Origin of the sequence: Nitrosomonas sp. Nm51, assembly GCF_900111165.1 — a bacterium.
Classification (GTDB): domain Bacteria; phylum Pseudomonadota; class Gammaproteobacteria; order Burkholderiales; family Nitrosomonadaceae; genus Nitrosomonas.
In genome coordinates this window covers 1-3,126 of the sequence record NZ_FOGH01000098.1, presented here as the reverse complement: position 1 = coordinate 3,126, position 3,126 = coordinate 1, and the positions used below count along the sequence as shown (strand labels likewise).

3 protein-coding genes are annotated in these 3,126 nt (G+C 38.3%); 2 read left to right on the top strand and 1 reads right to left on the bottom strand.

Going from position 1 to position 3,126, the window contains the following annotated elements:
- Nucleotides 1-644, top strand: a 644-nt coding sequence (locus tag BMY60_RS14820; protein ID WP_143057484.1) for an IS5 family transposase, incomplete at its 5' end; no start/stop codon positions are given.
- Nucleotides 645-814: 170 nt separating this feature from the next.
- Nucleotides 815-964: a hypothetical protein gene (locus BMY60_RS15910; RefSeq protein ID WP_177166701.1), complete on the top strand. Its 150-nt coding sequence runs from the start codon at nt 815-817 to the stop codon at nt 962-964.
- Nucleotides 965-1,164: 200 nt separating this feature from the next.
- Here BMY60_RS15910 and BMY60_RS14810 read toward each other — a convergent pair whose 3' ends face one another.
- Nucleotides 1,165-2,649, bottom strand: a complete 1,485-nt coding sequence (locus BMY60_RS14810; RefSeq protein WP_090334671.1) for a DEAD/DEAH box helicase — start codon at nt 2,647-2,649, stop codon at nt 1,165-1,167.
- Nucleotides 2,650-3,126 lie beyond the last annotated feature (477 nt).

The following is a 3,126-nucleotide window of genomic DNA, read 5'->3' as shown; positions in this document are numbered from 1 at the left end:
AGATCATTGATGCGACCTTTGTGACAGTACCCAAACAACGCAATACGCGAGAAGAAAACAAGATCATCAAGGAAGGTGCAGTTCCGATTGATTGGGAACAGAATCCCCGCAAGCTGGCACAAAAAGACATTGATGCGCGTTGGACGAAGAAGAACAACGAATCATTTTATGGTTACAAAGATCACGCAAATGTGGATCAAAATACCAAGCTGGTAACCGCATGGGAAGTTACATCAGCGGAAGTTCATGACAGTCAGGTTTTGGAAGAAGTACTGCAGCCACCGGAGGTGGGAGGAACAGATGTTTACGCGGATTCAGCTTATCGCAGTCTGGCGCGGGAAGAAAGTCTGACTGCCACTGGACACACGAGCCGCATTCACGAAAAGGGTACTCGCAATCATCCGCTCACGGATGCGCAAAAATCCAGCAACAAAGAGAAATCACGGGTACGCGCCCGAGTCGAACATGTGTTTGGTTCAATGACGAATGAAATAGGCGGGATCGCTATTCGTACCATAGGGCTTATGAGAGCAAAAGTACAAATCGGTTTGCTCAATCTCGTTTATAACATTAAACGTGTAGCAACGTTGATTCGCAAAAAGTATTTCAGTTTCGACAGGGTTGTTGCGCCCAAAATTGCCTAAAAGAGGCAAAAACGTGACAGTTACAATCCAATTTTGCCTTGAATTGGAGAAAAATCAAGTTATTAAACAAAAAAATGGTCGGAAATCGAACTAATCGTTCCTCGAATTGGAATGGCTCGCTTTTTTAGGTATTTTTAGAGGCGCCCTTTAGTTTATTGTCCAGGCAGTGTATGAATGATCGTATGGCGGACAGGCAATATTTGACTCAGGAAGTAGGCGCATGGGTAAAGCAAAGAAACATGAAAAACAGTGAAATGAACTGGCGCTTTACGACGGAAGATGCTCGCATTAAATTAAAACATCTTTATCCGTCATTTTAAGGTGGACGATGTACTAGTGTTATTTCATTGATTTACGTGTATTATTTTACCAAAATATACGTCAATTATCAATACAATCAATTGCCTATACTTTTTGAGTAAGCTCGAATTATGGTCATGATCATAGTATGTTTGTATCAACTTGGGTTGACGGTTACTCTTTACAATTATTGCTTTTTTATTACCGGTTGTGAAATGCTTCATTTATTTACAGGCGGCACAAACAAAGCAGGAACCGTCTTAGTTAAATATCTCCTATTCTTATGTCTAAACGATACTTGATTATCATTAAAATCTTTATTTAATTTTTCCTCGGGAATGCTAGATATATACGGCTGTGTAAATAATGGATCGTTAACAGAGGTTTTGGGTGTTTTGGGTGCGTTATCACGTGAAACTTGTTCGCCATTAAAATAGATTACTTCGGTACGCTTGTCTACCGTTTTGCTTGTATTATTTTTTTCGGGAAGATTATGTTTTATGTTTTTATCATTCCTACCGTTTTTTTCAGATTTTTCTTTTAGCTTATTATTTTTTACAGTATTTTTTTCAAATTTCGCAATTTTTTCAATTTGAATGCTTTTTTGCAATAATTTTTCAATACCAACTAATAATTTTTTTTCTTCGGAACTGACAAGTGAAATTGCATAGCCTTTAGTACCCGCACGACCCGTCCGTCCAATCCTGTGAATATAATCTTCCGGATTATTGGGCAATTCAAAATTTATTACACAAGATAATTCTTCAATGTCCAAGCCTCTCGCAGCAACGTCGGTCGCAACTAGGGTCTGTATAGTACCTTGTTTAAATTCATTGAAAGCCTGATTTCGTTGCAACTGATTTTTGTTGCCATGAATAACAGCGGCAGAAATATTATGTTTATCCAAAATTTTTTTTAAACGATCAGCCCCGGTTTTGGTACGATTGAAAATTAAAGCTTGCTTAAGGTTTTTTTCTTTTATTAAGTGAATCAGCAATTCAGATTTAGATGCCGATTGTATTGCGTAAACGACATGAGTAATTGAATCATTAACTGAATTTTGTTTTGCTACTTCAATTAAAATTGGTTCATTCAATATCTGGTTGGCGAGCTTTTTTATTTCATCAGAAAATGTTGCTGAAAACATTAGATTTTGACGCTTCCCCGGCAAAAAACTTACTATTTTTTTAATATCGGGTAAGAAGCCCATATCCAGCATTCGATCGGCTTCATCCAGAATTAAAATTTCAACATTTGAAAGAACCAAATTTTTTTGTTGGATGTGATCCAATAAACGACCAGGGGTAGCTACGAGTATTTCGATACCACTTCGTACAGCATTTACCTGAGAGTCGATATTCACACCTCCATAAACAAGCGCAGATCGCAATGCTGTGTACTTGCTATAGTTTTGAATACTTTCGAAAACCTGTATGGCTAGCTCTCGGGTCGGCACTAGAACCAATGTTCGTAATGGATGCCTTGCAGGTGACATGCTGGTATTTGCATAAACTTCAAGTCGGCGCAACATTGGTAACGTGAAGCCTGCGGTTTTACCCGTGCCGGTCTGTGCGCCACCCATTACATCCTTCCCTTCCAGGATAGCTGGTATCGCCTTTTCCTGTATAGGTGTTGGATGTTCATATCCTTCTTCCGTCACAGCGCGTAAGATATTGGCTGACAAACCAAGTTGCTCAAATAACATTCATTAAACTCCTTTATTGCTACTTTTCATGTTTCCTTACATTAAAACGAGTATAAGCACTTTACCTGTAATAAAAAATATAAAATAAATTGCTTTAATATTAATGGATTGGATCAGGATCAATCGGGAAATTAAACGAACATTTCCTCAATAAAATTGTGCTGCAAAATAATTGATAATTTCTGGATCGAATCGAGAGGCGAAACAAGCTGAATATGACAATGTATTAACATAGTTACAACTATCTGAACTACTATTCTATTGTGTAGATAAACAATAACCCACATAACGAATCGCTATATGGGTTATTATAGGGCAATTACTTCACTGATACGACTAAAACTTCTACAATCAGATAAACTGGTTTTAAAGTTTCAATTCGATCAATAATCCTCGTCATCGTCGTCGTCATCTTCCTCGTCCCAGTCATCCCAGTCATCCTCTTTGAGCACCAGTTTGCGCTGCTCTCGGCTGGCA

Coding starts and splice junctions, on each gene's coding strand:
- BMY60_RS14810 (WP_090334671.1), bottom strand. CDS start 2,649: ATGTTATTTGAGCAACTTGGTTTGTCAGCCAATATCTTACGCGCTGTG.
- BMY60_RS15910 (WP_177166701.1), top strand. CDS start 815: ATGAATGATCGTATGGCGGACAGGCAATATTTGACTCAGGAAGTAGGC.